Raw genomic sequence first — 22,687 nt, 5'->3', positions numbered from 1 at the left:
AGCCCTCTCCCCCTGTGGGAGCGGGCTTGCCCGCGAATGGGCTGCGCAGCAGCGCCCCTAAACCACCACCGCTTTTACCGCCTTACCCCGCCGCACCCAGGCCAGCAACACCGCCGCCATCAGCACAAACCCCAGGTAGCCAAACAGCGGATACACCTCGCCCACCAGGCTGATGAACCCCACCAGGCTACAGCCAAACGCCACCACCCCGGTCACCACCGAGCCCCAGCGAAACGTCGCCGTGCCCGCCGGCAACAGCCGCGAAAGGAACGAGAACATAGTGCCCACCGCTGTGTTCACGATCATGCCGAAAATGATCAGGCACATCACCAGCCCCAACAGCGGCGACACCTCATTGGCAATCGACAGCATCGGCATCGGCAGATCGGCGACGCTGTCCAGGCGCGACAACAGCCCGGCGCTCATCACCAACATCAGGCCACCGAGCGCTGCACCGCCCAGCAACCCGCCCCACACCGCAGTCTTCTCGCCCTTGGCCGAGCCCCCCAGAATGGCCAGGATCGGTGCACCGGCAACGATGTTGTAGGACACATACAAGAACGCGCCCAACAGCCAATGACGGGTACCGGCCTGCTGCTGGCTCGCCAGGTGATCGAGGTCGGCAAAGCTCTGCTCGCGGGTGAACACTGCGTACAGTGCAATCGCCGACGCCACCAGGATCAACAACGGGGTGATCGCGCCGATGGCCAGGATCACCTTGCGCACGTCCAGGCACACGATGCCCACCACCACGACCGTCATCAGCACGCTGCCGGTCAACGCCGGGATGCCGAACTGCTGCTCCAGCAGTGCGCCCCCACCGGCCAGCATGACCACGGTGACGGCGAACATGAAGAAGGTGATCAGCCAGTCGACGAAAAGGCCCAGGTGACGGCCACAGATGGCCTGTATCACATCCTTGTGCGATGTGGCCCGCAGGCGGTTGCCCAAGCCCGCCAAGGCCATGCCGAGGAAGGTGAACAAGGCGGCACTGACCAGCGCGCCGACCAGCCCCCACACCCCGAAATCGACAAAGAACAACAACAGTTCCCGCCCCGAAGCAAAGCCCGCCCCCACGATCACGCCAACGAAGGCCCCGGCGATTTTCAGCTGCTCTTGCATGTGAACCTCTGGTTTTATTGTTGTTGTGTGTCACTGCGGCAAAGAATCTCTGTAGGAGCAGCCTTGTGCTGCGAAGAGGCCAGCAGCACCACAGCAGTTCCGTTGGCCATCGGGCCCTTACGCAGCACAAGGCTGCGCCTACAATTTCCTGCTGGATCAGTGAACGGTTACGCTTGGCCGATAAACGCCTGCACCTCGATCTCCACATCCACCCCCAGCGCCAACGCCGAGGCCACCGTTGAACGAACGGGCAAGGCGGCGCCGAAGAACTCCTTGTAAACCTCGTTGAAGCCGGCGAAGTGGCTCATGTCCGACAGCCACACCGTGGCTTTCACCACTTGATCGAAGCGTGCCCCGCACGCCTCCAGGCTCTCGGCGATGCGTTCGCAGGCTGCCCGGGTCTGGGTCTGGATATCACCCCGCACCACTTCGCCGCTGGCACTCATCGGCACTTGGCCAGACAGAAACAGAAAGCCGCCGGCTTTTACCCCACGGGAAAACGGAAATGGCAGGCTGCTGGGAAAACGCTGGATATCATTGCTCATGGAAAGCTCCTTTCACGGTTGCTGGAAACGTGCCGGGGACAGGCGTTCAGGCGCCACCCCCTGGCTGACAAGGCTAGGGCACAGCGGCTGGCCCAGCAGCAGGTCAGCTGCCAGGCGCGAAGCACCTGCGGCCGACTGGATGCCATAGCCACCTTGCGCCGCCAGCCAGAAAAACGCAGGCATGCGCGAATCGAAACCAATCACCAGGTCGCCATCGGCAACAAACGAACGCAAACCGGCCCAACTGTGGCTTGGTCGGCGGATAGTCAGCGTGGTCATGGCTTCGATTTTGTAGATGCCCACCGCCACATCGAGCTCTTCGGGCGCGGCGTCCTGGGGTTCGACCGGGTCGGCGTTGGCGGGTGAGCCGAGCAGTTGCCCGGCGTCGGGCTTGAAATAGAAGCTCTCGTCAACGCCAATCACCGCTGGCCAGCAGGCGAAGTCCTGCTCGGCGGGGCCGGGGAAAGTAAACGCGCTGCGGCGGCACGGCTGCAGGCCGATGGGCGCCACGCCGCATTGCTCGGCGACGCGGTCGGCCCAGGCACCTGCCGCATTGACCAGTTGATGAGCCTGGACACAGCTGCCATCGCTCAATTCCACCTGCCATACCCCATCGAGCAAGCGGGCCTTGGCCAATTCCGCGTTGCAGCGCAGTTCCCCCCCGGCAACCCGATAGCCGCGTAAAAACCCTTGGTGCAGCGCGTGTACATCCAGGTCCATGGCGCCTGGCTCCAGCACTGCGCCGGCCACGACTTCAGGCCGCAGGCTTGGCACCAGCGCCAGCGCCGCGTCGCGGTCGAGCAGGCTGACTTCGGTGCCATTGGCCAGGTTCTGCGCATGGGTCTGTTCAAGCAGCTGCTGTTGTTCATGGCTGGCGACATAGAGGCAACCGCGCGGCTCAAGCAAAGGGTGCTCGCAAAAGCCTGTGGGCGGCGCTTCGTAAAACGCCCGGCTGGCACGGGTCAGCGCCTGAATCTGCGGCGTGCCGTAGGCCTCCATGAACATGGCCGCCGAGCGCCCGGTCGAGTGATAGCCCGGCTGTGACTCGCGCTCGAGCAGCAGCACCCGTTGCTGGCCAGCCAGGCGATAACCCAAGGAGGCGCCGGCAATGCCTGCGCCAATGATCAGGGTGTCGTAGATCGGGGTCATGCACGCTCCTGCTTCGATAATTATCATTTATGAGAATTCTAATATATGAGAATTTAGAAATGCGCAAGGGTCCAAGGTAATATGCCCGACCAACGCCGTATGCCGAGTGCCCCGAATGCCCGATGACCGTCCCGATGCCCAGCCCTTGCTAGACCGCGCCGCCGTCGGCAGGCGCCTGCGCCAGGTGCGCAAGGCGCGCCAACTGACCCTCAAGCAATTGTCCGAAGCCAGCGGCGTGCCGGTGTCGACCTTGTCGAAAATGGAGCTTGCCCAAGTCTCGGTAAGTTACGAAAAACTGGCCGCCGCTGCCCGTGCGTTGAATGTCGATATTGCGCAGCTGTTCCGTGCCAGCGGCACCGCCGATACACCGGTGCCGGTCACTGTGGTGGTGGATTCACTGGCCGCGGTGGCGGGGTACGCAACGGGTACCTACGACTACCACCCGATCGCCGGTGCATTCCCCGAGCGGCGCATGACACCCGCCTATGCCCGCATCATCGCGCGCGAACGCGGGCAGTTCGACGACTTTATCCGCCACCCGGGCCAAGAGTTCGCACTGGTGCTCAGCGGGCGCGTGCGCATCGAGTTCGAAACGGGTGAAGCCGTCAGCATCGGACCGCAAGAGACCGCCTACTTCAATAGCCAGGTGGGGCATATCTACCTGTCGGAAAGCGAAGACGGCGGTGATGCGCAGGTGATGGTGGTCATGACGGACCGCTAAGCGGTGCCGCACAGGCGCCACGCAGTTATAACCTAATAACGAACTAGTCTATTTGGCTATTAAAAATTCTATATGCTGGCTTCCATCCGATAACGGGCAAAGTTGGGCAGTCGAGTAGCGTATGGATGTAGGTTCTTTCGGTTTCACCCTTGCCGGGCTGGTCGTGGGTTTCATCGTCGGTATGACCGGCGTAGGCGGCGGCTCGCTGATGACCCCTATTCTTTTGTGGTTTGGCATCAACCCGGCCACCGCTGTCGGCACCGACCTGCTCTATGCCGCCATCACCAAGGCCAGTGGCGTCTGGGTGCATGCCCGCAACAAGAACATCGACTGGAAAATCACCGGCCTGCTGAGCCTGGGCAGCGTGCCCGCCGCCGCACTGACCCTGTGGTTCCTCAGCACCCTGCATACCGACACCTCGGCGCTCAACGCCATCATCAAGCAAGGCCTGGCCGTGGTGTTGATCCTCACCGCACTGGCCATTCTGTTCAAATCGCGCCTGCAGGCATTCGCCAGCCGTCATGCCGGTGACCACTATCATCTCAGCGACCGCAGCCTGAACACGCTGACCGTGCTCACCGGCGTCGTGCTGGGCGTCATGGTCACCCTGACCTCCATCGGCGCCGGCGCACTGGGCACCGTGGCCTTGTTCCTGCTTTATCCGTTCCTGGTGACCCGCCGCCTGGTCGGCACCGAAATCGCCCACGCGGTACCGCTGACGTTGGTCGCGGGCCTGGGCCACGCCGGCATGGGCAACATGGACTGGTCGCTGTTGGGCTACTTGCTGCTTGGTTCGCTGCCGGGTATCTACATGGGCAGCCACCTTACCGGGCGGATTTCCGACCGCGTGCTGCGCCCGTGCCTGGCCGCGATGCTGTTGCTGATCGGCTACAAACTGGCCTTCTAACTGCCACCGCTATCAACCCAGACGCAGACGCCACTGCCCGGCGAAGCTGAGCTCAAGGCGCGATAGCGGCAGCACATCAATGCGCTGATGGGCGCTCATCGGACACCCCAATAGCTGGACCAGCACGGCACGGATGACCATGGGGTGAGTCACCGCCAGCCATTCACCCGGCGTGTCGAACGCCGCCAGCCAAGCCGCTACGCGCTGGCACAGCTGGGCGAACGATTCGCCGCCATGCGGTGTGCTGTCGGGGTTTTCCAGCCATTCGGACAACGCCTGTGGATGAGCTGCCTGCAACTGCTTGAGCGACAAGCCTTGCCAACACCCCAGGTCGCAATCCGCCAATGCGGGTTCGACCCGTGCTTGCACCGATAAAAATGCCGCCGTCTCGCAGGCTCGCCGCTCCGGCGCAGTCAGCACCTGCACGGCAGGCCCAGCTGACACGGGCGGTTGCTCCAGCGCCAGGATGCCGTCCTCCGGCCTGGGCAGGCAGCCGGTCTTCTGCGCGGGGGTCAGGGCATGGCAAACGAGGGTCAGGCGAACGGCTTTCACCAGTGTTCTCTTCATGGCAGGCGGGAGCGGATGGTTTAGCATGCCGTCACTTTTTTTGCGCGACGAAATGCGCCTGGCCCGTGCGGATCAAGCCAGCAACAACATCACGCCCCACACCGGCACTGCCGCCGACAAGCCGACGGCCAACCGCGGCCAGTAGGGCAATAGCATCACTAGCAGCATCCCTGCCAGCGACAGCGACCCGAACCACGCCACCGGCCCCATGGCCCAACCCCAGGCCTGGGCGCACAGCAGCAGGCTGACCAGCAGCGCCAGCCACCCTGCCCCTCGCAATCCCAGGCGTAGGCCACGCGGGCAGGGCCGATTCCAGACGTGCTTGTAGTGCCGCTCCAGCCCTTGGCACAAGGCGAGCATCCCGGCGTAGGCAAACAACACACCGCCTGTAACCCACATCATCATGCGCCCGCCTCCACGCTTCGCCCTGCCCTTGTCTTCTGCGGCGCCGACGCAGCCTGACGTACACGCCAAGCCACCAGCCCCAGCAACACGCCCAACACCATCGCACACGCCACTACACCCACGCGCATCGCGTCAGCCATGCCACCCAACGCAGCCAAGCTGATGCACAGCAGCGCCACCAACAGCAATTGCTCGACCCAGGCGCGCCGTGCCGGCCTCACCCCCGCGTGTAGCAGCGCCAGCAGCCATGTGCCAAAGAACGCGCGCACCTCCCAGCTTTCCCGTTGCACGAGTTCAACCGGCAACAAGCGGCTGGCCCACAGCAGGGCCACGCAGGCCAGTAACAACCCGCTGACGAAGCCGACATTGCACACTTCGGCCACCCGGTACCAGCGCCGCGCAGAAGGCTGCGCTGTGGCGCTGGCATACTTGCGCCCACGCTTGACGCAGAACAGCACCAGCCCACTGGCGATCATTACGCAACTGACCACCCCACAAATGAAGTACAGCCAACGCATCGGGTAGCCGCCGAACTGGGCAAAGTGCAGGCCGACCATCACCCGCTGGGTCAGCGGGGCCGCGCGCCATTCCGGCACATCGCTAAGCAGCTCGCCGCTGACGCCATCGAAGACCATCGCCTGGCCTTTGGCGAGGGCGATCCGGTTGCCCAGCTCAGGGCGGACTTCAATACGCGCGCCCGCGGTGTTGGGGTTGCGGATGTTCAAACCGCCAATCGGCCCCAGCCGCGCCTCGGCCTGAGCCAACAACGGCGCCACATCAACCAGCTCGCCCGGCTGCCTGGCCAGTTGCCGTGGCTGTTCCAGGCGGGCATTGCCCTGCGCCTGGAAGTACGCGCGGCTGTCGCCTTCGAACAATGCATCGACCCCTGCCGGGATGTAGATGAGCATGAAGATCACCAACCCGGTGTAGGTGATCATCAGGTGGAACGGCAGCAACAGCACGGCGCTGGCATTGTGAAAGTCCAGCCATGAGCGCTGGCCCTTGTTGGGCCGGAAGGTGAAGAACTCTTTGAAGATCTTCTTGTGGATCACGATGCCCGTGACCAGTGCCGCCAGCATCACCAACGCCAGCGCGCCGACCACGAAGATGCCCCAGTTGCGCGGCAAATCGAGGGTGAAATGGAAGCGGAAAAAGAAGTTGCCACCGACACTGTCACGCACCTCGATGGCTTCGCCGGTACGTGGGTCGAGCTGCACGCCACCGCCATGGCGGCGCTCGCCGGTGGATACGCGCAACCCGGGCGAACGCTCGGTGGGCAGGCTGATGCCCCAGTTGCTGGCCTTCGGTTCATGGGCTTGCAGATAGGCAACGGCCCGCTGCGCGGCGTCGGCCTGGGACACCTCGGTTGCCGGGATTTCCGGCTGCATCCAGTGATCGAGCTCCTTGTCGAACACCGCCAGGGTGCCGGTGACGAAGATGGCGAACAGCAGCCAGCCGAAGATCAGCCCGGCCCAGGTGTGTAACCAGGCCATCGATTGGGTGAAGGTATTCTTCATGCCAGCCACCTTAGTGCCTGCGGCCAGAAGCCGATCAAAGCCAGCGGTGCAGCAAGCACCAGTGGCGCCCAGGCACGCACGGCATCACGGCTGGCAAAGGCCCAGAGGATTGCGCCGGTGTAGAAGATGAAGGCTGGCAGGGTTGCGACAATGACCGCGTCGGCGGACGACAGCGGCAGCAACCGGGCCAGGCAGGCACTGGCGGCGTAGCTGAACGCGTAACCGCCCAGCAACGCCGCGGTGCTGCGGGAGAAGATCTGCAGCCAGGCGGGGGCTTGGATCATCGGGAGCTCCTCGAGGGTCTTGGGCGGGCTGCTGCGCAACCCGATCGCCCTGTAGGAGCAGCCTTGTGCTGCGAAGCAGTCGATGACAGCCCCGAGAGTCTTCGCTGTTATCACCGGCTTCTTCGCAGCGCAAGGCTGCTCCTACAGGGGGATTGGGCCGCACTGCGGCCCCGGGATCAGAAGGTGATATTCAACGAAGCAAACACCGCCCGACCTGGCTGGTTGTAAGTGTTGGCCCCCGAGCTACTGGCATTGCCACCGCGCAGGATCTGCTTATCGAACACGTTGTTCACCCCCACCCGCACGTCATAGTTGGCGTTGAACTTGTAACCTGTGCTCACGTCCACCAGGCCGTAGGCTTCGACATCCTGCTGCGCCTCCTGGTCGTAGCTTTCCTGGGTGCGGTAGTTGTAGGTCGGCGACTTCTGCTTGCCGAAGTAAGTGCCTGCCACCTGGAACGACAGTTTGTCGGTGGCGCGCCAGTCGAGGGTGGTATTGACCGTGTACTCTGGAATCACCGACAGCGGCTCGCCCGTCTCGCGGTTGTCATTGTCGAGCATCCAGGTCAGGTTGGTGTTCCAATCCAGGGTCGGGCTCAGCTCGATGAAGAAGTTGCCCTCGATCCCTTCCACGCGCGCTTCGCCGGCGTTCTCCCACTGCGTCACGCGGCGGCCGCTGTTGATGGTGTAGAGCACATCAGTGTCGCCAATGATCTTGTTCTTGTAATCGTTGCGGAAGTAGGTCGCGCTGGTACGCCAGGTGCCACGGTCGTACAGCAGGCCGATCTCTTTGTTGACGCTGATCTCAGGCTTGAGGTCGGCGTTGCCCTGTAGGTAGCAGCCACCCGAGTTGGTCTGCTGCACGCTGCAACCGTTACCACGGCTGTAAAGCAGGTAGTTGGGGTTGGACTGGTACAGGTTCGGCACCTTGTAAGCGCGGGCGATACCGCCCTTGACCGACAGCGCCTCGGTCAGTTTGTGCGACAGGTTAAGGCTGGGGCTGAAGTTGTCGCCGAAGGTCTCGTGGTGGTCAAAGCGCAGACCTGGGGTGACGGTGGTATCGCCGACAATGATGTTGTCTTCGACGAACAGCGCGTAGCTCTTGGCGGTCATCTTCGAGTTGCTGCGGTCGAAGCCGCTGATCGCGTCGTTGCCACCGCCACTGGGGTCAAAACTCTGCGGGCGGAACGAGCCCTGATCGTTGAGTGACTCGTACAGGTATTCACCACCCAGGGTCAGTACATGCTCGGTGCTGCCCATCGCGAATGGCAGGTTCACTTCGCTGCTCAGGCGTGTATTGCGCAGCCGTGACATGGCCGCGCCGCTGTCGTTGATCGCGCCTTCCGGCCCCCCGGCCAGGCCTTCGTTGAGGCGCCAGTTGCGCACGTACTCGTAGGCCAGGGTGGTCTTGCTGGTGCCCCAGGCGAAATCGCCCAGGTGGGTCAGGTCGTAGGTGTTGCGCTGCATCACGTTGGTCTCGTGGCCATACAGGCTGGAGATCAGATCGACATTGCTGCCGCCGTTGCTGTTCATGGTGTCGCCAGCATAAATGTTGCCTTGTCGGCTGTAGCCGGCGCTGGTTTCAAAGCGGTGCTCGTCGTTGAGTTTCCAGCTCAGCATCCCGTTGATGTCTTTGTTGCGCACGCCTTCGCGGCCGGCCGACAGCGCACTGTTGGCATGGCTGGCGTTGATGTCCAGGTCGTCGGCGTCGGTCTTGGCCAGGCCACCATACAGGCGGAAACCCAGGTTTTCGGTGAGGCCGCCCCCCAGGTTGAAGTTGGTACGACGGCTGGCTCCCTCGGCGCTGTCTTCAGGCATTTGCGTGTACAGGCTGACGCTGCCTTTGAGCTCATCGGTCGGGCGCTTGGTGATGATGTTGACCACCCCGCCCATGGCGCCAGAGCCGTAACGCGCCGCCGCCGGGCCGCGCAGGATCTCGATGCGCTCGACCGCTTCGGCCGGCACCCAGTTGGTTTCGCCACGGGTATCGCGGTCGCCGTTCCAGCCATAACGCACCGCATTGCGCGCGCTGGAGGGCTTGCCGTCGATCAGGATCAAGGTGTTTTCCGGCCCCATGCCACGCAGGTCGATCTGCCGGTTGTTGCCGCGCGCACCGCTGGCACTGTTGCCGGTCAGGTTGACCCCCGGTTCGCGGCGGATCAGTTCGGACAGGTCATTGGCCGGGGGGTGACGCTTGATGTCTTCTTCGGTGATGATCGACGAACCCAGTGCCTGCCGCGCTTCGCGTTCGGCGGTGACCAGGGTGTCCTGAATGACCAGCGCGCTTTGCGCAACAGGCACCTCCAGCACTTCACCGGCGCGTTGCTCTTCAGCCTGGGCGGCGGTCGCGGCCATGGCCGGCGAGGCCAACGCAACGAACGCCAGGGCCAGGCTGTTGGGTGAAGGTCTGGATTGCATCGGTACATCTCCTGCGATTCATGAGCGAAAAGGCACATCCCTGCCAGGAAGCCGGCGAGCCCTCGCCCACCGGCCTCGCAACTAAAAAGTGGAGGCCAACAGGGGTGGTAAATATAGTGATTCTCAAATGGGTTTAAATCTTATTTACGAAACTTACATGTTTGTAACGGAACTTTGCTGAAACGCCCGTCCTTGCCCTACTCTGTGGCAGCTTCTTTGGCCATTCGAGACCTTGTGTTCATGCTCCCAGCCGCGTTGATTTTCCTGTTCACGCTGACCCTCGTCATCTGGCAGCCCAAAGGCCTGGGCGTCGGCTGGAGCGCCACCTTGGGGGCTGTGCTTGCGCTGTTGTGCGGGGTGGTGTCACTGCACGACATCCCCACCGTCTGGGCCATTATCTGGAACGCCACGGCCACGTTCATCGCCCTCATCATCATCAGCCTGCTGCTGGACGAGGCCGGCTTCTTCGAGTGGGCGGCGCTGCACGTGGCGCGGTGGGCGGGGGGTGACGGGCGCCGCTTGTTCGCCTTCATGGTGCTGCTGGGCGCCGCCGTGTCGGCGCTGTTCGCCAATGACGGGGCGGCGCTGATCCTCACCCCCATCGTCATGTCGATGCTGCTGGCGCTGCGCTTTTCGCCCGCCGCCACCCTGGCCTTCGTCATGGGTGCGGGCTTTATCGCCGACACTGCGAGCCTGCCACTGGTGGTGTCGAACCTGGTGAACATTGTCTCGGCGGACTACTTCGGCCTGGGTTTCAACGCCTATGCCTCGGTCATGGTGCCGGTGAACCTGGTGGCCGTGGCAGCCACCTTGTTGGTGCTGAGGGTGTACTTCGGCCGCGATATCCCGCTGCGCTATGCCACCGATGAGCTCAAGCTGCCAGCCATGGCCATCCGCGACCGCGCGACGTTTCGTGTCGGTTGGGTGGTGCTGCTGGCGTTGCTGGCCAGCCTGTTCGTGCTCGAGCCGTTGGGTATCCCGGTCAGTGCCGTGGCCGCAGCCTGTGCGGCCGTACTGTTCGCCGTCGCGGCCCGTGGTCACGTGATTTCCACTCGCCGCGTGCTGCGCGAAGCCCCGTGGCAGATCGTGGTGTTTTCACTGGGGATGTACCTGGTGGTCTACGGGTTGCGCAATGCCGGCCTGACCGACTCGCTGGGCAGCGTGCTGAGCTGGCTGGCCGGCCATGGGGTGTGGGTGGCTTCGCTCGGTACCGGGCTGATTGCCGCGCTGTTGTCGTCGGTGATGAACAACCTGCCCAGCGTGCTGATCGGTGCGCTGTCGATCCATGCCAGCGAGGCGCAAGGCGTGGTGCGCGAAGCGATGATCTACGCCAACGTGATTGGCTGTGACCTGGGGCCGAAGATCACCCCGATTGGCAGCCTGGCCACGCTGCTGTGGCTACATGTGCTGGCGCGCAAAGGGGTTAGCATCGGCTGGGGGTATTACTTCAAGGTCGGGGTGTTGCTGACGGTGCCGGTGTTGCTGGTGACATTGGCGGCTTTGGCGGTGCGGTTGAGTATCTAGGCGCCCCGGCCTGTGGGGTTGACCTGCGATAATTTGGACATGGTGCCTGGCCAGGGCTACGCCCTGGTTCGCGGGTGAACCCGCTCCTACAGGAGGTACGTTGTAATCCGTGCTCAGCGATTAACCCGCCATAACCCGGCCATCTGCGTGGTGAAGCCTGCGCTCATCAACTCGCGCCGCATTGCCCATTCCGCTGCCGCCGGTACCGCTGCACTGCGCAGCGTGCCCCTGCCCCAACGTGCGTTGACACCGTCGATCACACCCATTACCCGCTCCGCCTGCACCGTCTGCGACGGGGCAAACAAGTCGCCGGTGAATTGCCCACGCTGGCACAGCTCTAGCAACAACACTTCTGCCTTGCTGTAGCGAAAGCCCTGCCGATAGACACGCCCCACCGCCTCCAGGGCCATGCGTGTAAGCAGCCGCACGTCATCTGTCGGGTACGGCAACTGCACCACCACGCCGTTGGCGTACTTGGCCTCGTCCGGGTTGAACATACCGGTACGGATACTGACGCGCATCTTGCTCGCCAGGGAGCGCTGGCTACGCAACTTCTCCGAAGCGCGCATCACGTAGGTGGCCACCGCTTCCTTGATGGGTGCCAGCTCGGTCAGGCGCTTGCCGAACATGCGGCTACAACAGATTTCCTGGCGTGGCGGGTCGATGTCCTGCAGTTGCAGGCACGGCGTGCCCGCCAGTTCGCGCGCAGTCTTTTCCACCACCACGCTGAAGGTCTTGCGCAGCAGGCCTGGATCGGCGCGTGACAAGTCCCAGGCAGAACGGATTCCCATGCCCTGCAGGTGCGCGGTGAGGCGTTTGCCGATGCCCCAGACCTCGGACACGTCGCACTTCTTCAACACCCACTCACCCTGCGACGCGATGCGCAGGTCGACCACCCCACCGCTGTGAACGGCCCAGCGTTTGGCCGCGTGGTTGGCCAGCTTGGCCAGGGTCTTGGTACCCGCGATGCCGACGCCGACGGGGATGCCGGTGTGCTTGAGCACCCGCTCGCGGATGCAGCGGCCCAGGTAGTCGAGGTCTCCGGGTACGCCGGTCAGGTCGGCGAAGGCTTCGTCGATGGAATACACCTCCAGTGCCGGGACCATGCCTTCGATTACCGCCATCACCCGCTGGCTCATGTCGCCGTACAACGCATAGTTGGATGAAAAAGCCACCACGCCATGGCGGCGCAACAGGTCCTTCACCTGATAATACGGCTGGCCCATCTTCACCCACTGCTTGGCCTCGGCACTGCGGGCGATGATGCACCCATCGTTGTTGCTGAGCACGACGATGGGCGTTCGCAGCAGATCGGGGCGGAACACGCGCTCGCAGCTGGCGTAGAAACTGTTGCAGTCGATCAGGGCATAAACGGGCTGTGGATTCATCTCGAAGGCTTTCATTGGCTGTATATCTATACAGTACACCCTATAAGCGCGTTGTCGCCTCTCCCATTCATCCGATTTGCATCCTGCGCGCTGGCTCCTACAGTTCTGAACGTAGCAACCCCCGCGAGACGGCCAATGCGCACCACCGAAAAAACCGGGCATACGATTGCCGCCAAGGGCCTGCCAAAGATCCCGCGCAGTGTCTGGGCGCTGGGCTTCGTGTCGATGTTCATGGACATTTCCTCGGAGATGATCCACGCCCTGCTGCCGCTTTACATGGTGACCGTGCTCGGCACCTCGGTGGTGGCGGTCGGCTTTATCGAAGGTATCGCCGAGGCGACCGCATCGATCACCAAAGTGTTTTCCGGCGCACTGAGCGACCGGCTGGGCAAGCGCAAGCTGCTCACGGTCGTGGGCTACGGCCTGGGCGCGCTGACCAAGCCCGTGTTCCCCTTGGCCTCGGGCCTGGACTGGTTGATCGCGGCACGCTTTGTCGACCGTATCGGCAAGGGCATCCGCGGGGCGCCGCGGGATGCATTGGTGGCCGACGTAACGCCGCCCGAATTGCGCGGCGCCGCCTTCGGCCTGCGCCAGGCACTGGACACTGTCGGCGCCTTCCTTGGGCCATTGCTGGCGATCTTGCTGATGTGGCTCACGGCCAGTCATTTCCAGACGGTGTTCTGGGTGGCGGTGATCCCTGCGCTTGTGGCGGTCGGCACGCTTGTGGCGTTCGTGCACGAGCCCGAGGCCACGGCCACGTCGCGACCGGTGCGTTCGCCACTGACCCTGCACCAACTGAGGCGGCTTGGCGCCGGCTACTGGCGACTGATCGCATTGGCCATGGTGTTTACCTTGGCACGCTTCAGTGAGGCCTTTTTGTTGCTGCGCGCCCAGGACATGGGCCTGGCCGCGTTATGGGCACCGGCGGTTCTGGTGGTAATGGCCTTGGCCTATTCGCTGTCGGCCTACCCCGCCGGAGTGCTGTCGGACAGGCTTGGCCGCCGTGGTGTACTGATGGCAGGGCTGGGGCTGCTGCTGCTGGCTGACGTGATGCTGGCGTTGTGGCCGGGCTGGGCCGGGCTGGCGCTGGGGGTAGTGGCCTGGGGGCTGCACCTGGGTTTCACCCAAGGCGTCTTTGCCTCGCTGATCGCCGACAGCGCCCCGGCCAACCTGCGCGGTACCGCGTTCGGCCTGTTCCACCTGCTGACCGGCGTTGCCCTGCTGATCGCCAGCGTGGTGGCCGGGCTGATGTGGGATGGGGTCGGGTTCCAGGCCACCTTTCTGCTGGGGGCAGTGCTTGCTGGGATTACCCTGACAGGGGTTGGCTTGCTGCGCTGAACGGCCGCTATTTCGGATCGTGACTGCGCACGCTGAAGGTCACTACCCCCCAGATCGTCAACTCATCGCCTTCGAGGATGTAACGTGGGGGGTAACGCGGATTCTCCGAACGCAGCACCACCTGCCCACCCACCTTATGCAGCCGCTTGCACAGCGGTTCGCCATTGACCGCTGCGATCACGATCTGGCCATGCCGCGCTTCGAGAGAGCGGTCGACCAGCACCAGGTCGCCGTCGAAGATCCCGGCGCCCTGCATGCTGTCGCCGTCTATCCTGACCAGATACATATGCGGGGCGCGCAGGTTGAACAGTTCATCGAGCGAAATCGGCTGCTCCATGTGGTCCGCCGCCGGCGACGGAAAGCCTGCCGGGATGCGGAACAGATAACGCGAAACGGCACCGCTGCCGCAGGTGATGGGACCCAGGATGGAAGTCATGGCACGGCCTTGAATTTAACTGTATATGGATACAGTATCGATCTACCGAGCATCAGGTCAATTTCGGCGTAGGACATTTCGACAAGTGGGGTACATGCCATGTGTGGACGCTTCGCCCAGTATCAAGGCCTGGCCGATTACCTGCGTGAGCTGAACGCCGAACAGGACGTGATCAGCGGCTATGACAACCTGCCGATCGGTCGCTACAACGTCGCCCCCGGCAGCCGGGTGCTGATCCTGCACCGTGCCGAGGGCGGGCTGCGCGTCGACCCCTGCCACTGGGGCTGGGCACCGTTCTGGGCCACCGGCAAACGCCCCGCCCCGATCAACGCCCGAGTAGAAACAGTGACCACCGGCAAGTTTTTCAAAGCCTTATGGCCGCAAGGGCGGGCGTTGGTGATGGCGGATGGGTGGTACGAATGGGTGGCCGACCCGCATGACGCCAACCGCAAGCAGCCGTACTACATTCGCCTGAAAAGCCAGGCACCGATGTTCATGGCCGCGTTGGCCCAGGTGCACACGGGGATGGCGCCTAACGAAGGCGATGGCTTCGTGATCATCACCGCCGCCAGTGACGAGGGCATGGTCGACATCCATGACCGCCGGCCTCTGGTGCTTGAGCCGGCGGATGCGCGCATATGGATTGACGCTGACGTACCCGCCGAGGAAGCCGAGCGCCTGGCACGAGAGCGGTGCCTGCCGGTCGAGGCGTTCGAGTGGTTCCCAGTGAGCAAGGCTGTCGGAAATGTGCGCAACGACGGGGCCGAGTTGATCGTGATGCAGGATGCCGAGGATCAAACCTGACGCTGCGCTGTCATTACCCTCCTACCCCTCCGCTAAACCGGAACGTGCGCCGGTTGCTGCTCTATGACCGACCAGCCCCCATGCCCATCCACCTCGAGCCGATGCGTGTGGAACGCCGCCAACGTACTGCGGTGGCCAACACTCACCAACAGGGCCTGCGGCATCTCGCTGCGCAATAGGGCATACAACGTATGCTCCAGCCCTTCGTCCATGGCCGAGGTGGACTCGTCGAGAAACACTACTTGGGGCTGGTTGAACAGTACCCGGGCAAACGCCAGGCGCTGTTGCTCACCCACCGAGAGGATGTGCGACCAGTCGCAACTGACGTCCAGGCGCTCGGCAAGGTGGGCCAGGTTGACCTGGCGCAGGGCTTGCTGCATGCGCACTTCATGCTCGGCTGCGCTGGCCGATGGGTAGGCGATAACGGTGCGCAGGTCGCCTAGCGGCAGGTACGGGCGCTGAGACAGGAACAACGCCTGGTGCCCCACGGGGCGCCTGACCTCCCCCGCAGCGTAAGGCCAGAGCCCAGCCAGTGCACGCAACAGGGTGGTTTTACCACTCCCAGAAGGCCCTTTGATCAGCAGCGCCTGGCCAGCGCGCAGGCTCAGATCAAGGTCGGCTATAAGGGCATGGCCATCAGGGCGCAGCACCTGCAAACCGGTAATGTCCAGGGCATGCGCCTGTTCCGCGGTAGTGACGCGCGGCAGCGAACTGGCCTGTTCATTGGCATCGAGGAAGCCCGTCAAACGATCGAGGGTGGCGCGGTACTGGGCGAAGGCGTCGTAGGATTCGCGGAAGAACGACAAAGAATCCTGCACCTGGCCAAAGGCCTGGGAGGTCTGCATCACGTCGCCAAGTTTGATAGCGCCACTGAAGAAACGCGGCGCCTGAAGGATGAAGGGGAACACCACGGCAACCTGGCTGATGCCCAGGTTGAAACCGCTGAACTTCAAGTTTCGGTAGACCAATGCCCAAGCGTTGACAATCAATGCGCCAAAGCGGCCCAACAATGTGCCCCGCTCTACCTGTGCCCCTTGATAGAACGCGATGTTCTCCGCATTTTCGCGCAGACGCATCAGCGCGTAACGGAAGTTAGCGGTGAGTTTTTCGTTGAGGAAGTTCAGACGAATCAACGGGCGCCCAAGGCGAAAGGCAATCCAGGTGGCGACGATCACGTACAGGTACACGGCAAAGACCATCGCCCGTGGGATCTCGACCCCCGCCACTGCCAGCGGTGCCGACAAGCCCCAGAGGATGCCTGTGAATGCCACCAACGACACCAGGGCACTGACTGCGCCGAGGGCAAGCGACACGGAGTTGGTGACGAAAGCATTGACGTCCAGCTCGATACGCTGGTCGGGGTTGTCTACGGGCTCGGCGAGGAACTGGCCGCGGTAGTAAGCATCGCCGTGCATCCAGTCGCGCGTCAGGCGCTTGGTGAGCCAGACTCGCCAGTGAATGCTGAAGGCCTGGGTCACGTAGAACGTGAACAGCGAGCGCAGCACGTGGATGGTGGCGAGCACCGCAAATACGCCTAGCAGGTACCAGAAGGCACTCTGATCCAGGCCTTGCAGTGCGCTGTAGAAACCGTTGTACCAGAACGAAAACAGTACGTTCAGGCGCACCGAGAACAGTGTCATGACCAATAAAAGGGCAAACACCAACAGCGGCCGCCAGCTGCGCCTGAAGCTGAAATACGACCCGGCGAGCTGCCAGAATTGGCTGCCCCAGCGTGTAAAGCGCACTGCCAGTGTCGCCGCTGCGGTGAAGCAGACCAGGGTGATGAACGAGGCGATTGCCAGCCAGCTCAGGCTCTCTTGCAAAGCCTGGTGCCAGTTCATTTCCATGATGGGTATCCATGCTGAGTATTTCCGCGAGGGTAGCATTACCTCAGGTTTTATCAGGCATGGATGACGCATGTTTCATCATCACGGCCAGTGTTGACGGTCGGAAAGGACAAAACCCCTACCTGCTCGCGCAGATAGGGGTTTTGCGAAATGAATCTTGACGATGACCTACTCTCACATGGGGAAACCCCACACTACCATCGGCGATGCATCGTTTCACTACTGAGTTCGGGATGGGATCAGGTGGTTCCAATGCTCTATGGTCGTCAAGAAATTCTGTAGCCAGAATGTCCAGATGGACAGCCCAGCGAATTCGGATATGCGATTTTGTGGTTACGAACTTTCGGGTCTTTCGTCTTCACCACCGCAATTCGCGCTAGCAAATTGCTTGGGTGTTATATGGTCAAGCCTCACGGGCAATTAGTATTGGTTAGCTCAACGCCTCACAGCGCTTACACACCCAACCTATCAACGTCGTAGTCTTCGACGGCCCTTTAGGGGATTCAAGATCCCAGTGAGATCTCATCTTGAGGCAAGTTTCCCGCTTAGATGCTTTCAGCGGTTATCTCTTCCGAACATAGCTACCCGGCAATGCCACTGGCGTGACAACCGGAACACCAGAGGTTCGTCCACTCCGGTCCTCTCGTACTAGGAGCAGCCCCTCTCAAATCTCAAACGTCCACGGCAGATAGGGACCGAACTGTCTCACGACGTTCTAAACCCAGCTCGCGTACCACTTTAAATGGCGAACAGCCATACCCTTGGGACCGGCTTCAGCCCCAGGATGTGATGAGCCGACATCGAGGTGCCAAACACCGCCGTCGATATGAACTCTTGGGCGGTATCAGCCTGTTATCCCCGGAGTACCTTTTATCCGTTGAGCGATGGCCCTTCCATACAGAACCACCGGATCACTAAGACCTACTTTCGTACCTGCTCGACGTGTTTGTCTCGCAGTCAAGCGCGCTTTTGCCTTTATACTCTACGACCGATTTCCGACCGGTCTGAGCGCACCTTCGTACTCCTCCGTTACTCTTTGGGAGGAGACCGCCCCAGTCAAACTACCCACCATACACTGTCCTCGATCCGGATAACGGACCTGAGTTAGAACCTCAAAGTTGCCAGGGTGGTATTTCAAGGATGGCTCCATGAGAACTGGCGTCCCCACTTCAAAGCCTCCCACCTATCCTACACAAGCAAATTCAAAGTCCAGTGCAAAGCTATAGTAAAGGTTCACGGGGTCTTTCCGTCTAGCCGCGGATACACTGCATCTTCACAGCGATTTCAATTTCACTGAGTCTCGGGTGGAGACAGCGCCGCCATCGTTACGCCATTCGTGCAGGTCGGAACTTACCCGACAAGGAATTTCGCTACCTTAGGACCGTTATAGTTACGGCCGCCGTTTACCGGGGCTTCGATCAAGAGCTTCGCTTGCGCTAACCCCATCAATTAACCTTCCGGCACCGGGCAGGCGTCACACCCTATACGTCCACTTTCGTGTTTGCAGAGTGCTGTGTTTTTAATAAACAGTCGCAGCGGCCTGGTATCTTCGACCGGCATGGGCTTACGGAGCAAGTCCTTAACCCTCGCCGGCGCACCTTCTCCCGAAGTTACGGTGCCATTTTGCCTAGTTCCTTCACCCGAGTTCTCTCAAGCGCCTTGGTATTCTCTACCTAACCACCTGTGTCGGTTTGGGGTACGGTTCCCAGTTATCTGAAGCTTAGGAGCTTTTCTTGGAAGCATGGCATCAACCACTTCGTCGCCTAAAGGCAACTCGTCATCAGCTCTCGGCCTTAAGATCCCGGATTTGCCTAAGATCTCAGCCTACCACCTTAAACTTGGACAACCAACGCCAAGCTGGCCTAGCCTTCTCCGTCCCTCCATCGCAATAACTGGAAGTACAGGAATATTAACCTGTTTTCCATCGACTACGCTTTTCAGCCTCGCCTTAGGGACCGACTAACCCTGCGTCGATTAACGTTGCGCAGGAAACCTTGGTCTTTCGGCGTGGGAGTTTTTCACTCCCATTGTCGTTACTCATGTCAGCATTCGCACTTCTGATACCTCCAGCAAGCTTCTCAACTCACCTTCACAGGCTTACAGAACGCTCCTCTACCGCATCACCAAAAGGTGATACCCGTAGCTTCGGTGCATGGTTTGAGCCCCGTTACATCTTCCGCGCAGGCCGACTCGACTAGTGAGCTATTACGCTTTCTTTAAAGGGTGGCTGCTTCTAAGCCAACCTCCTAGCTGTCTAAGCCTTCCCACATCGTTTCCCACTTAACCATGACTTTGGGACCTTAGCTGACGGTCTGGGTTGTTTCCCTTTTCACGACGGACGTTAGCACCCGCCGTGTGTCTCCCATGCTCGGCACTTGTAGGTATTCGGAGTTTGCATCGGTTTGGTAAGTCGGGATGACCCCCTAGCCGAAACAGTGCTCTACCCCCTACAGTGATACATGAGGCGCTACCTAAATAGCTTTCGAGGAGAACCAGCTATCTCCGAGCTTGATTAGCCTTTCACTCCGATCCACAGGTCATCCGCTAACTTTTCAACGGTAGTCGGTTCGGTCCTCCAGTCAGTGTTACCTAACCTTCAACCTGCCCATGGATAGATCGCCCGGTTTCGGGTCTATACCCAGCGACTAAACGCCCTATTAAGACTCGCTTTCGCTACGCCTCCCCTATTCGGTTAAGCTCGCCACTGAATATAAGTCGCTGACCCATTATACAAAAGGTACGCAGTCACCTAACAAGTAGGCTCCCACTGCTTGTACGCATACGGTTTCAGGATCTATTTCACTCCCCTCTCCGGGGTTCTTTTCGCCTTTCCCTCACGGTACTAGTTCACTATCGGTCAGTCAGTAGTATTTAGCCTTGGAGGATGGTCCCCCCATATTCAGACAAAGTTTCTCGTGCTCCGTCCTACTCGATTTCATTGATAAGAGATTTTCGTGTACGGGGCTATCACCCACTATGGCCGCACTTTCCAGAGCGTTCCACTAATCTCAAACCAACTTAAGGGCTGGTCCCCGTTCGCTCGCCACTACTAAGGGAATCTCGGTTGATTTCTTTTCCTCAGGGTACTTAGATGTTTCAGTTCCCCTGGTTCGCCTCTTGCACCTATGTATTCAGTACAAGATACTCAGCTTATGCTGAGTGGGTTCCCCCATTCAGAGATCTCTGGATCACAGTCTGTTTGCCGACTCCCCAAAGCTTATCGCAGGCTACCACGTCTTTCATCGCCTCTGACTGCCAAGGCATCCACCGTATGCGCTTCTTCACTTGACCATATAACCCCAAGCAATCTGGTTATACTGTGAAGACGACATTCGCCGAAAATTCGTTTTGCTCTTTCGAGCCCACAAATTTTACCTTAGCCTGATCCACTACCAGTGAAAGTAGTGTTCAGTCTATTTCTATCACATATCCGAATTTTTAAAGAACGATCTGACAAAAGTCAGAAATCAACATTCGATCACGAATGCTCATTTCTGAGTTTGACACAGCGTACTGCGAAGAGTGGTGGAGCCAAGCGGGATCGAACCGCTGACCTCCTGCGTGCAAGGCAGGCGCTCTCCCAGCTGAGCTATGGCCCCAAATACTGGTAGGTCTGGGCAGATTTGAACTGCCGACCTCACCCTTATCAGGGGTGCGCTCTAACCAACTGAGCTACAGACCTATAGAGGGTCCGTTGATCGTCTTCAACAATGAATCAAGCAATTCGTGTGGGAGCTCATCAGCAGGCTGATGTCGTCGATTAAGGAGGTGATCCAGCCGCAGGTTCCCCTACGGCTACCTTGTTACGACTTCACCCCAGTCATGAATCACACCGTGGTAACCGTCCTCCCGAAGGTTAGACTAGCTACTTCTGGTGCAACCCACTCCCATGGTGTGACGGGCGGTGTGTACAAGGCCCGGGAACGTATTCACCGCGACATTCTGATTCGCGATTACTAGCGATTCCGACTTCACGCAGTCGAGTTGCAGACTGCGATCCGGACTACGATCGGTTTTGTGAGATTAGCTCCACCTCGCGGCTTGGCAACCCTCTGTACCGACCATTGTAGCACGTGTGTAGCCCAGGCCGTAAGGGCCATGATGACTTGACGTCATCCCCACCTTCCTCCGGTTTGTCACCGGCAGTCTCCTTAGAGTGCCCACCATAACGTGCTGGTAACTAAGGACAAGGGTTGCGCTCGTTACGGGACTTAACCCAACATCTCACGACACGAGCTGACGACAGCCATGCAGCACCTGTGTCAGAGTTCCCGAAGGCACCAATCCATCTCTGGAAAGTTCTCTGCATGTCAAGGCCTGGTAAGGTTCTTCGCGTTGCTTCGAATTAAACCACATGCTCCACCGCTTGTGCGGGCCCCCGTCAATTCATTTGAGTTTTAACCTTGCGGCCGTACTCCCCAGGCGGTCAACTTAATGCGTTAGCTGCGCCACTAAAATCTCAAGGATTCCAACGGCTAGTTGACATCGTTTACGGCGTGGACTACCAGGGTATCTAATCCTGTTTGCTCCCCACGCTTTCGCACCTCAGTGTCAGTATCAGTCCAGGTGGTCGCCTTCGCCACTGGTGTTCCTTCCTATATCTACGCATTTCACCGCTACACAGGAAATTCCACCACCCTCTACCGTACTCTAGCTTGCCAGTTTTGGATGCAGTTCCCAGGTTGAGCCCGGGGCTTTCACATCCAACTTAACAAACCACCTACGCGCGCTTTACGCCCAGTAATTCCGATTAACGCTTGCACCCTCTGTATTACCGCGGCTGCTGGCACAGAGTTAGCCGGTGCTTATTCTGTCGGTAACGTCAAAACAGCAAGGTATTCGCTTACTGCCCTTCCTCCCAACTTAAAGTGCTTTACAATCCGAAGACCTTCTTCACACACGCGGCATGGCTGGATCAGGCTTTCGCCCATTGTCCAATATTCCCCACTGCTGCCTCCCGTAGGAGTCTGGACCGTGTCTCAGTTCCAGTGTGACTGATCATCCTCTCAGACCAGTTACGGATCGTCGCCTTGGTGAGCCATTACCCCACCAACTAGCTAATCCGACCTAGGCTCATCTGATAGCGCAAGGCCCGAAGGTCCCCTGCTTTCTCCCGTAGGACGTATGCGGTATTAGCGTTCCTTTCGAAACGTTGTCCCCCACTACCAGGCAGATTCCTAGGCATTACTCACCCGTCCGCCGCTGATTCGAAGAGCAAGCTCTTCTCATCCGCTCGACTTGCATGTGTTAGGCCTGCCGCCAGCGTTCAATCTGAGCCATGATCAAACTCTTCAGTTCAATACTGCTTGGGTTTTTAAGAAACCCTAAACTTGGCTCAGCAATCTCAAATGACTATGTGATTTCTCGCATGGTCACTTGTGATGCTGATAATCTTTGTGACTATCAGTCCATACTCACAAGCACCCACACGAATTGCTTGATTCAATTTGTTAAAGAGCGTTTGGTTAAGAGCTTTTCGTCTCAACCGAGGCGCGCATTCTACGCTTTCCTCAGAGCCTGTCAAGCGTTTATTTTGAAGTTTTTCGCGAGAAACTCGTTTAGCTTCAAACACTTGGCTCGCTGCGATCTCTCGTAGCGGGAGGCGAATCATACAGCGTTTAGAAACGCTGTCAACCACCTTTTCAACCGCTGACGATCTTTCGATCGGAGCCCTTTCAACACTACCTGAATCGATTAACTCGTTGATATTCAAGGA

At 60.2% G+C, this 22,687-nt stretch carries 17 protein-coding genes, 2 tRNA genes and 3 rRNA genes; 5 read left to right on the top strand and 17 right to left on the bottom strand.

Annotated elements, in window-relative coordinates; translation table 11 throughout:
• Window positions 1-57 precede the first annotated feature (57 nt).
• The 3 genes from LOY53_RS08740 to LOY53_RS08730 all read right to left on the bottom strand — a co-directional run bounded on the left by LOY53_RS08740 (window position 58) and on the right by LOY53_RS08730 (window position 2,816).
• Window positions 58-1,122 (bottom strand): hypothetical protein, encoded by a 1,065-nt coding sequence (locus tag LOY53_RS08740; protein WP_099429949.1) that lies wholly within the window; start codon window positions 1,120-1,122, stop codon window positions 58-60.
• 167 nt (window positions 1,123-1,289) lie between these two features.
• Window positions 1,290-1,667 (bottom strand): RidA family protein, encoded by a 378-nt coding sequence (locus tag LOY53_RS08735; RefSeq protein ID WP_252827284.1) that lies wholly within the window; start codon window positions 1,665-1,667, stop codon window positions 1,290-1,292.
• 12 nt (window positions 1,668-1,679) lie between these two features.
• Window positions 1,680-2,816: an FAD-binding oxidoreductase gene (locus tag LOY53_RS08730; protein WP_258703869.1), complete on the bottom strand. Its 1,137-nt coding sequence runs from the start codon at window positions 2,814-2,816 to the stop codon at window positions 1,680-1,682.
• Between the two features lie 115 nt (window positions 2,817-2,931).
• Between LOY53_RS08730 and LOY53_RS08725 the strand changes: the two genes are divergently transcribed.
• Complete coding sequence (locus LOY53_RS08725; RefSeq protein WP_252827282.1) at window positions 2,932-3,537, top strand: helix-turn-helix domain-containing protein; 606 nt, start codon at window positions 2,932-2,934, stop codon at window positions 3,535-3,537.
• A 121-nt stretch (window positions 3,538-3,658) separates the two neighbouring features.
• A complete protein-coding gene (locus LOY53_RS08720) occupies window positions 3,659-4,444 on the top strand; it encodes a sulfite exporter TauE/SafE family protein (RefSeq protein WP_027593979.1) in 786 nt (261 codons plus the stop codon).
• A gap of 12 nt (window positions 4,445-4,456) precedes the next feature.
• On the opposite strand, the gene LOY53_RS08715 is transcribed toward LOY53_RS08720, so the two are convergent.
• From LOY53_RS08715 to LOY53_RS08695, 5 genes are all read right to left on the bottom strand, one after another.
• A complete protein-coding gene (locus tag LOY53_RS08715) occupies window positions 4,457-4,996 on the bottom strand; it encodes a histidine phosphatase family protein (protein ID WP_252827281.1) in 540 nt (179 codons plus the stop codon).
• 87 nt (window positions 4,997-5,083) lie between these two features.
• A complete protein-coding gene (locus LOY53_RS08710; protein ID WP_258703868.1) occupies window positions 5,084-5,416 on the bottom strand; it encodes a DUF3325 domain-containing protein in 333 nt (110 codons plus the stop codon).
• On the bottom strand, window positions 5,413-6,933 hold the full coding sequence (locus LOY53_RS08705; protein WP_258703867.1) for a PepSY domain-containing protein: 1,521 nt from the start codon (window positions 6,931-6,933) through the stop codon (window positions 5,413-5,415). The genes LOY53_RS08710 and LOY53_RS08705 overlap by 4 nt, the downstream gene beginning before the upstream one ends.
• Entirely contained in the window at window positions 6,930-7,217 is a 288-nt protein-coding gene (locus LOY53_RS08700) for a hypothetical protein (RefSeq protein ID WP_027593983.1), read from the bottom strand. The genes LOY53_RS08705 and LOY53_RS08700 overlap by 4 nt, the downstream gene beginning before the upstream one ends.
• Before the next feature lie 176 nt (window positions 7,218-7,393).
• A complete protein-coding gene (locus LOY53_RS08695) occupies window positions 7,394-9,634 on the bottom strand; it encodes a TonB-dependent siderophore receptor (RefSeq protein WP_252827276.1) in 2,241 nt (746 codons plus the stop codon).
• A 240-nt stretch (window positions 9,635-9,874) separates the two neighbouring features.
• Here LOY53_RS08695 and LOY53_RS08690 point away from each other — a divergent pair, with 240 nt between their 5' ends.
• A complete protein-coding gene (locus LOY53_RS08690) occupies window positions 9,875-11,158 on the top strand; it encodes an arsenic transporter (protein ID WP_258704165.1) in 1,284 nt (427 codons plus the stop codon).
• 113 nt (window positions 11,159-11,271) lie between these two features.
• Here LOY53_RS08690 and umuC read toward each other — a convergent pair whose 3' ends face one another.
• Window positions 11,272-12,546: a Y-family DNA polymerase gene (gene umuC, locus LOY53_RS08685; protein ID WP_252827273.1), complete on the bottom strand. Its 1,275-nt coding sequence runs from the start codon at window positions 12,544-12,546 to the stop codon at window positions 11,272-11,274.
• Window positions 12,547-12,681: 135 nt separating this feature from the next.
• Here umuC and LOY53_RS08680 point away from each other — a divergent pair, with 135 nt between their 5' ends.
• The gene (locus LOY53_RS08680; RefSeq protein WP_408981356.1) at window positions 12,682-13,884 is read left to right on the top strand and encodes an MFS transporter; all 1,203 of its coding nucleotides are present in this window, start codon (window positions 12,682-12,684) and stop codon (window positions 13,882-13,884) included.
• 7 nt (window positions 13,885-13,891) lie between these two features.
• Here LOY53_RS08680 and LOY53_RS08675 read toward each other — a convergent pair whose 3' ends face one another.
• Entirely contained in the window at window positions 13,892-14,320 is a 429-nt protein-coding gene (locus LOY53_RS08675) for a LexA family transcriptional regulator (protein WP_027593988.1), read from the bottom strand.
• A gap of 99 nt (window positions 14,321-14,419) precedes the next feature.
• Here LOY53_RS08675 and LOY53_RS08670 point away from each other — a divergent pair, with 99 nt between their 5' ends.
• Window positions 14,420-15,124: an SOS response-associated peptidase family protein gene (locus tag LOY53_RS08670; RefSeq protein ID WP_252827268.1), complete on the top strand. Its 705-nt coding sequence runs from the start codon at window positions 14,420-14,422 to the stop codon at window positions 15,122-15,124.
• A 32-nt stretch (window positions 15,125-15,156) separates the two neighbouring features.
• Here the strand turns inward: LOY53_RS08670 and LOY53_RS08665 are convergent, their stop codons facing one another.
• The 7 genes from LOY53_RS08665 to LOY53_RS08635 all read right to left on the bottom strand — a co-directional run bounded on the left by LOY53_RS08665 (window position 15,157) and on the right by LOY53_RS08635 (window position 22,684).
• Window positions 15,157-16,971, bottom strand: a complete 1,815-nt coding sequence (locus tag LOY53_RS08665) for an ABC transporter ATP-binding protein/permease (protein ID WP_252827266.1) — start codon at window positions 16,969-16,971, stop codon at window positions 15,157-15,159.
• 155 nt (window positions 16,972-17,126) lie between these two features.
• A 5S ribosomal RNA gene (rrf, locus tag LOY53_RS08660) occupies window positions 17,127-17,242 on the bottom strand.
• Between the two features lie 128 nt (window positions 17,243-17,370).
• Window positions 17,371-20,262: ribosomal RNA gene (locus LOY53_RS08655) — 23S ribosomal RNA — on the bottom strand.
• A 232-nt stretch (window positions 20,263-20,494) separates the two neighbouring features.
• Window positions 20,495-20,570: transfer RNA gene (locus LOY53_RS08650), tRNA-Ala, on the bottom strand.
• Window positions 20,571-20,576: 6 nt separating this feature from the next.
• Window positions 20,577-20,653: transfer RNA gene (locus tag LOY53_RS08645), tRNA-Ile, on the bottom strand.
• A gap of 79 nt (window positions 20,654-20,732) precedes the next feature.
• Window positions 20,733-22,269: ribosomal RNA gene (locus LOY53_RS08640) — 16S ribosomal RNA — on the bottom strand.
• The 16S, 23S and 5S rRNA genes sit together here with 2 tRNA genes alongside, the layout of an rRNA operon.
• A 46-nt stretch (window positions 22,270-22,315) precedes the next feature.
• Window positions 22,316-22,684, bottom strand: a complete 369-nt coding sequence (locus LOY53_RS08635; protein WP_258703865.1) for a hypothetical protein — start codon at window positions 22,682-22,684, stop codon at window positions 22,316-22,318.
• Between the last annotated feature and the right edge of the window lie 3 nt (window positions 22,685-22,687).

It is taken from the genome of Pseudomonas sp. B21-031 (genome assembly GCF_024748985.1).
Taxonomy (GTDB): Bacteria; Pseudomonadota; Gammaproteobacteria; order Pseudomonadales; family Pseudomonadaceae; genus Aquipseudomonas; species Aquipseudomonas kermanshahensis.
Note: the sequence above shows the minus strand (reverse complement) of the source record. Positions and strands in the feature narration are given on the sequence as shown.

Bases quoted from the DNA above. Each gene is read 5' to 3' on its own strand.
- LOY53_RS08680 (WP_408981356.1), top strand. From the start codon at position 12,682: ATGCGCACCACCGAAAAAACCGGGCATACGATTGCCGCCAAGGGCCTG.
- LOY53_RS08740 (WP_099429949.1), bottom strand. From the start codon at position 1,122: ATGCAAGAGCAGCTGAAAATCGCCGGGGCCTTCGTTGGCGTGATCGTG.
- LOY53_RS08710 (WP_258703868.1), bottom strand. From the start codon at position 5,416: ATGATGATGTGGGTTACAGGCGGTGTGTTGTTTGCCTACGCCGGGATG.
- LOY53_RS08690 (WP_258704165.1), top strand. From the start codon at position 9,875: ATGCTCCCAGCCGCGTTGATTTTCCTGTTCACGCTGACCCTCGTCATC.
- LOY53_RS08735 (WP_252827284.1), bottom strand. From the start codon at position 1,667: ATGAGCAATGATATCCAGCGTTTTCCCAGCAGCCTGCCATTTCCGTTT.
- LOY53_RS08670 (WP_252827268.1), top strand. From the start codon at position 14,420: ATGTGTGGACGCTTCGCCCAGTATCAAGGCCTGGCCGATTACCTGCGT.
- LOY53_RS08675 (WP_027593988.1), bottom strand. From the start codon at position 14,320: ATGACTTCCATCCTGGGTCCCATCACCTGCGGCAGCGGTGCCGTTTCG.
- LOY53_RS08705 (WP_258703867.1), bottom strand. From the start codon at position 6,933: ATGAAGAATACCTTCACCCAATCGATGGCCTGGTTACACACCTGGGCC.
- umuC (WP_252827273.1), bottom strand. From the start codon at position 12,546: ATGAATCCACAGCCCGTTTATGCCCTGATCGACTGCAACAGTTTCTAC.
- LOY53_RS08725 (WP_252827282.1), top strand. From the start codon at position 2,932: ATGCCCGATGACCGTCCCGATGCCCAGCCCTTGCTAGACCGCGCCGCC.
- LOY53_RS08700 (WP_027593983.1), bottom strand. From the start codon at position 7,217: ATGATCCAAGCCCCCGCCTGGCTGCAGATCTTCTCCCGCAGCACCGCG.
- LOY53_RS08665 (WP_252827266.1), bottom strand. From the start codon at position 16,971: ATGGAAATGAACTGGCACCAGGCTTTGCAAGAGAGCCTGAGCTGGCTG.
- LOY53_RS08730 (WP_258703869.1), bottom strand. From the start codon at position 2,816: ATGACCCCGATCTACGACACCCTGATCATTGGCGCAGGCATTGCCGGC.
- LOY53_RS08695 (WP_252827276.1), bottom strand. From the start codon at position 9,634: ATGCAATCCAGACCTTCACCCAACAGCCTGGCCCTGGCGTTCGTTGCG.
- LOY53_RS08720 (WP_027593979.1), top strand. From the start codon at position 3,659: ATGGATGTAGGTTCTTTCGGTTTCACCCTTGCCGGGCTGGTCGTGGGT.